6 protein-coding genes and 1 tRNA gene are annotated in these 6,569 nt (G+C 35.1%); all 7 read left to right on the top strand.

The features are described from left to right. The 7 genes from ABCM67_RS08265 to csm2 all read left to right on the top strand — a co-directional run bounded on the left by ABCM67_RS08265 (nucleotide 1) and on the right by csm2 (nucleotide 6,566). Nucleotides 1-70, top strand: a tRNA-Trp gene (locus ABCM67_RS08265). 247 nt (nucleotides 71-317) lie between these two features. Continuing rightward, complete coding sequence (locus ABCM67_RS08260) at nucleotides 318-845, top strand: hypothetical protein (RefSeq protein WP_342992733.1); 528 nt, start codon at nucleotides 318-320, stop codon at nucleotides 843-845. A 30-nt stretch (nucleotides 846-875) separates the two neighbouring features. After that, complete coding sequence (locus tag ABCM67_RS08255; protein WP_118609202.1) at nucleotides 876-1,079, top strand: hypothetical protein; 204 nt, start codon at nucleotides 876-878, stop codon at nucleotides 1,077-1,079. 3 nt (nucleotides 1,080-1,082) lie between these two features. Then, nucleotides 1,083-2,594: a caspase family protein gene (locus tag ABCM67_RS08250; protein ID WP_118609203.1), complete on the top strand. Its 1,512-nt coding sequence runs from the start codon at nucleotides 1,083-1,085 to the stop codon at nucleotides 2,592-2,594. 478 nt (nucleotides 2,595-3,072) lie between these two features. Continuing rightward, nucleotides 3,073-3,813, top strand: coding sequence for a CRISPR-associated endoribonuclease Cas6 (gene cas6, locus ABCM67_RS08245; protein ID WP_021651201.1), 741 nt, complete (start codon nucleotides 3,073-3,075; stop codon nucleotides 3,811-3,813). After that, nucleotides 3,806-6,181 (top strand): type III-A CRISPR-associated protein Cas10/Csm1, encoded by a 2,376-nt coding sequence (gene cas10, locus ABCM67_RS08240; RefSeq protein ID WP_286188039.1) that lies wholly within the window; start codon nucleotides 3,806-3,808, stop codon nucleotides 6,179-6,181. The genes cas6 and cas10 overlap by 8 nt, the downstream gene beginning before the upstream one ends. Beyond that, entirely contained in the window at nucleotides 6,171-6,566 is a 396-nt protein-coding gene (gene csm2, locus ABCM67_RS08235) for a type III-A CRISPR-associated protein Csm2 (protein WP_118609205.1), read from the top strand. The genes cas10 and csm2 overlap by 11 nt, the downstream gene beginning before the upstream one ends. Nucleotides 6,567-6,569 lie beyond the last annotated feature (3 nt).

Below are 6,569 nucleotides of genomic sequence, written 5' to 3'. Positions count from 1 at the left end.
GGGGATTGGTCAAATGGTATGATAGGGGTCTCCAAAACCTTTGGTGGGAGTTCGATTCTCTCATCCCCTGCTATTAGTAACGCTGAAAAGTCTTGTAGATCAGGACTTTTCAGCGTTTTTTAATTTCCTATATTATTGTTTATGAGATGCTTTGAAAAAGGTATCTTTTTTTATTAATTTGTCGTCTGCCAGGAGACCAATTAGGTAATATATAGAAATAAAATATAAATACACAGAAATAGTGAAACAGGATTGCATAGAGTTTCATTCTTTTAAATGATAAAATATAGGCATAATCATAAAAATATAGGAGATATATGATGAGTTTGGAAAATGCCTTTATAGAACAGCTGGCTCAATATATAGAAATAAATTATAAGGAATATTTACCAGTAACAGATGAAAATATACTTTACGAAAAATATGCACCCTTCGTAGATATTCCTGAACGAAAAGAACTGACCAGAGATCAGTCCATGGATCTACAGCATCTTTTGGACGAAGCGGGAGATTCTTTTCATGAAAAGCTTTTTGAATTGATAGATAAGAGTGGGATGTCAGATGTTGAAGTATATAAAAGCGCATGTATTGACAGAAGATTATTTTCGAAGATTAGAAGTAATCCAGCTTATCATCCCGGAAAGAGTACAGTGCTGGCACTTGTATTTGCATTAAAGTTGGATATAAAAGCAGCAAGAGATCTTTTAGCCAGGGCGGAATATGCACTTTCTCCATCTAACAAAGGCGATCTGATCATAAAATATTTTATTGAGCATCAGGTGTACGATCTTATGGCATTAAATTTCACCTTAGAAGAATATGGGCAGCCAATACTTGGAGAATAACTGGTAAGATCCGGAAAGGAGATAATTAATATGTCATCACTTACAAAACAGGAAAGAACAGCAAAAATTGGAGAAATCGTGGAAAAAGTCACACAGATGACAGATGAACAGCTGGGAAATGTTCATGAATATACATCGGATGAATTCGAAGAACCAAACCATGAAGCGGAGGCATTAAATGCAGTGATCCGATTGAGTCGAAAATATGGAAAAAATAAAGATAAGGTCAGATAACAGATGGGAAAGTTTTACTCATTATTAACTTCAGTTGGAATATATGAACAAAATTTGAGCCTTCCATCCTATGAGATGGATCTTAAATTAATGGAAAATGCATTAATAGAAGGTCTAAGGCTTTCGAAGGATACAATAAGAACTCTAGGGAATTCTGGAATTGTAAAGATGAGAAGTTTTGTGCGCGCATTGATGGAATTTTCCAGTATGATCGAGGAAGAGGATGGATTTATTTTGTATTTTTCCGGTCATGGCTGCAATGGAGATCTGTGCTTTTCAGATGGAATGATCAATATTCAGAGCATCATTGATTTTGTAGAAAAGTTAAAATCAAAAAATAAAATTATTATTTTGGATTGCTGTTATTCTGGTAAATTTTATGTTTCCGGAGTCAAACAAATGAAATTGGAGGAAGCGATCACTACTTTTGCAGGAAACGGAACGGTTGTTCTTGCTTCTTCATCATCTAATGAGAGTTCATGGCTCGGACCCGGGAAGAACCACAGTTTGTATACAGGAATGTTAACAACAGCAATGACTGTTAATCGAAGAATCCGTAAAGGAAAAATTTCTATTTTTGATATCCATGAGGAAGTATTAGCTATTGCAAAAGCATGGAATAAAAACAACCCTAATAAGATGCAGCATCCAATATATCGAGGGAGAATCGGTGGTACCATATACTTTGAGGTGGAGAAATATACTCCGTATGAGACTTTACAAGTGTATCTGAAAGCAGAAAATTATACAATAAGAAATGTAGAGCCATTATCTTCAAGGAAAGAAAAACGTTTGGCAGTATTTGTAATGATATCGGAGAAATATTGTGCAGAAAAGCAATTAGCATTAATAACGAAAGAGATTGTATCCTATGTCCGAAATTTAAATGTATTTTCTACGGTAGCTTCAGAAACAAAATTTAAAAATATGTCAGCCATGGCTGTATGGTGTTATTTCGGACATGATGAGAGTGATATGGTCAATCATAGATATTTTGCCAGAAGTATATGGGCCTGCGACAGAACTGGGAAAAGGAAATATTATTCAGAACAGAAAAATTCTTCAATAATAAGAGGTATATGGGTAACTACAGATTCTTTTTATGAATCCGTGCGCAGACTTCAGCAATCGGAACTTACCAGAGAGGAGTTCGAGTCCGGAATTCAGAAAACGTTATGCCAGATTACATCTTTGGCAGAACGATATATTGCAGATATCAGAGAAATTGATAATCAGACAAAAATAATTTCAGAAATTCGTGAAACATACAGAGAATGGATCCGACAGGTATATGAGGAATATTTTAAAATGACGGAAACTCCCACAGTACCAGATGATCTGCATGATCGTTTCAACATAGTGGAAGATCTGGCGGGCTGTGTATTGGATATGGCACTTTTGCTGAATAAAGATGAAGAATATACAGATGGAAACCAGTGGCTGATAAAGAATAACATTCGAAAGTATTATGAAGGACTGGAAAAGCTGAAAATAATTGACGAAAAAAGTAGATAAAGTCTGAATTAACGCTAAATATGTCAAATATGCAAATTAGACAATAATTAATTGCTTTTTATGTATAAAAATCGTATAATCTGATTAAGAAAATTGTTGAATTTTGATAAAAACCACACATAGTTTAATACAGCAAAGCAAGAGGTTTGCATAACATAAAATCGACAGAACTGAGGTGAAATTTCGTAGTAAATATAATATCGGTGTGATGAAAACATTACTTTCTTTACAAAAATGAGAGAGTAATGTTTTTTTATTAAGAATTCAAAGAAAGAGATTTACTGGAGGGAAAGAATGAAGACAATTAGAAGAAAAACAGGTATAGGATGGGAAGCATTGTTTCTGGGATTTAGGAAAGATCCACGAAGAAGAAACAAAAAAACGCAGCGAAGCCCAGGCAGAGCTTGCCAAGATTGAGGATGAACTGAAGCAGGCGTTACTGCAGGCTGGGCAGAAGGTGTGATGGGAGGCTTTTTAAATGTATGCAGAACTTAAAGTGGAATTTGATTCAAACGAAATTAATTTTCAACAGTCATCAAACTTGCAGGGAGTACTGATGGAGAATATTTCATCAGAATATGCGGAAAAGCTACATGGAAATCAGTTAAATCCATATAGTCAATGCATTTTAAAAGAAGAAGGAAAAACTATCTGGTATCTTAAAACATTAAATACGGAAGCCTACGAAATGCTTTTGCTTCCAATGACAAAGCTTGATACGATTACGTTACGAAAAAAGAATAAAACAGTAAATTTATTAAATAAAACAGTAAGGATCAAAGAAGATAAAGAACTGATAAAAGAATTCTATGAAAATAAATGTTCCAGATATTTGGAATTAAGTTTTAAAACGCCCACATCATTTAAACGAGATGGAAAATATGTAATATATCCAGATTTAAGTTTAATATATGGAAGCCTTATGAGAAAGTTCAGTGCTGCATCGGAAGAGTTTAATATGTATGATGAAGATACATTAGAAGAACTTGTGACACAAAGTGAGATTGTAAGATATCGCTTACAGACAATACCGTTTCCATTGGAAAAAACGAACATTACAGGATTTATAGGAAATATTTGTATCCATATCAAGGGTCCGGAAACAATGGCAAGGTATGTAAGGATGCTGGCAAAATTTGGAGAGTTTTCCGGTGTTGGAATAAAGACAGGAATGGGAATGGGTGCAATGAAATATATCAGGAGGAATGAAGATGACTGATGAAAAAATTAAACTGATTATAGGAAGTCTGCTTCATGATATTGGAAAAGTAGTATACAGAGAGGGGGATGATCGTAGAAATCACAGTATTTCCGGTTATGATTTTTTAAAGGAAAATGGTGGTATTGATGATAAAGAAATTTTAAATTGTGTAAGATATCATCATATATCTGCTTTGAAGGGGGCAAAACTGCAGGAAAATGATCTGGCGTATATTGTGTATCTTGCAGATAATATTGCAGCTTTTGCAGACAGGAGAAAGAAAGAGGGCGAAGATGTTTCCGGATTTGATCTGTCAGTTCCTTTGCAGAGTATTTTCAATATATTAAATGAAAATGATCAGGAATATTATTATCTTCCGGGGGACATGGAAGATAAAGGGAATGTTAATTATCCAACTCCTGAAAAAAGAAGTTTTTCAAAAGAGTTTTATATGAAGATCCGACAGAGAGTGCTGGATAATTTCAAAGGAATGGATTGGAATGACGAATATCTGAATTCATTGTTAGCGGTGATGGAAGCAAATCTTACTTATGTACCATCTTCTACTTCAAAGGGAGAACTAAGTGATATTTCACTGTTTGATCATGTAAAGCTTACGGCTGCTATCGCCAGTTGCATGTATGACTATTTAAATGAAAACCATTTGAAATATAAAGAAGAGCTTCTGGATAAAAAGGATTTTTATGATAAAAAAGCTTTTTTATTATGTTCAATGGATATTTCAGGTATTCAGAAATTTATTTATACGATCACGTCCAAAAATGCATTAAGAACTTTACGTGCAAGATCTTTTTATCTTGAAATCATGATGGAACATATCATTGATCTGTTGCTTGATAAGCTGGAGCTGTCCAGAGCGAATCTGTTATATTCAGGCGGAGGGCACTGTTATCTGCTTCTGGCTAACACAAAAAAGACAGTTGACAGGATAAATGAATTTCAAAAGGAATTAAAAGAATGGCTCCTGGAACAGTTTCAGATTGAATTGTATGTTGCTTTTGGTTATGTGGCATGTACTGGAAATGCTTTTCGTAATATTCCGGAGGGTAGTTATGGACAGTTATTCCGTGAGATGAGCAAAATGCTTTCAGAACAGAAACAACATAGATATTGTGCACAGGATATTATTAAGTTAAACCATAAAAAACTCAGGGATTATTCCAGAGAATGTAGGGTTTGTAAAAGAATCGGGCGGGTAGATGATGAAGGTGTTTGCCCATTATGCAGGAAAATAGAAAGCTTGTCCAAGAATGTTCTGTATAGTGAGTTCTTTTCAGTGGTCCTGGGAAATTCAGAAGAAAAAAAGGGCATGCCATTACCAGGAGGCTGTTACCTTGTGGCAGATACAAAAGAATCATTAAGCAGACGAATGGAAAAGGATGATCATTTTGTGCGTGCTTATTCCAAGAATGAAATGTATACCGGAAAACATATCGAGACTAACTTATGGGTGGGAGATTATACTACAGGAGATACATTTGAGGAATTTGCAAAGAAATCAAAGGGGATTAACAGAATTGGAGTTTTACGTGCTGATGTAGATAATCTTGGACAGGCTATTGTATCCGGCTTCCAGAGTAAAAGAAATGGAGACAGATATGTGACTTTGTCGAGAACTGCGGCATTATCCAGACAGTTATCTATTTTCTTTAAATATTATATTCGATCTTTATTAAAAAACGGTGAATATTCGCTGGAAGGAAATGAAGGTGTAAAGGAACGTCAGGCTACGATCGTATATTCTGGCGGAGATGATGTATTTATTGTCGGTGCATGGAATGATGTAATAGAGCTTTCTGTAGATCTGCAAAAAATGTTCCGAAAATACACACAGGGAACATTAAGCATTTCTGCAGGTATTGGTATTTATGAAGATTCATATCCTATTGCAGCGATCGCACAGGAGACGGGAGCTATGGAGTCTGAATCGAAAAGAATGCCGGGAAAAAATGCAGTAACCATTATGGAAGATGGTGAGAGACATCTGGTGGAAGAAGGTGAAGAGGAAAAAGAAATCAGTGACGGTACATATTCCTGGGAAGAATTTGATCAGGAAGTGATTCAGGAAAAATATAGAGCATTGAGTGAGTTCTTTGAGGATTTAGAAGACAGAGGTATGGCATTTTTGTACCGAATGTTGGAACTTGTACGTGGACATGAGGAAAAAATTAATTTTGCAAGAATGATGTATCTACTTTCCAGACTGGAACCATCAGAAGAAGGACCGAAAAAAGAAAAATACAGACAGCTATCAAAAAAGATGTATGAGTGGATCCAATCAGACCAGGATTGCAGACAGTTGAAAACAGCAATTAATCTTTATGCTTATATAAATCGGAAAGGAGAGGGTAAAGATGAGGATTAATGATAATAATTGTGTGGATAAAGCGGAAAATGTTATAAAAAATCTTGTGAAGGGGGCTAGAAAAAATTTTAAAGGGGAACCAGATATTGTTACAACCTCTAAGATTAGAAATCTGTTGGCTATGAATGCAGATATTTACAATCAGGTTCTTACAAAGTCTTCAGAAAAACTGGATGATGAGATTTGTGGAAGAATTGAGTATCTTCGAGTTCGTTTTATGTATGAATGTGGGCGAGAACCTAAAGTAAAGGAATTTGTGCAGCAGGCAGAAATTTTAGAGATACTCAAGGAGATCAAACAGAGAAAAAAAAATTATCTGTTATTCAGCAGATATATGGAGGCATTGATCGCGTTTCATAAATATTATGGTGGAAAAGAACAGTAAGGG

The sequence above is a fragment of the Blautia sp. 2227st1_G12_2227SCRN_220401 genome, from assembly GCF_039062885.1.
GTDB lineage: Bacteria > Bacillota > Clostridia > Lachnospirales > Lachnospiraceae > Blautia_A > Blautia_A fusiformis.
This window is presented reverse-complemented; position numbering and strand designations above follow the sequence as displayed.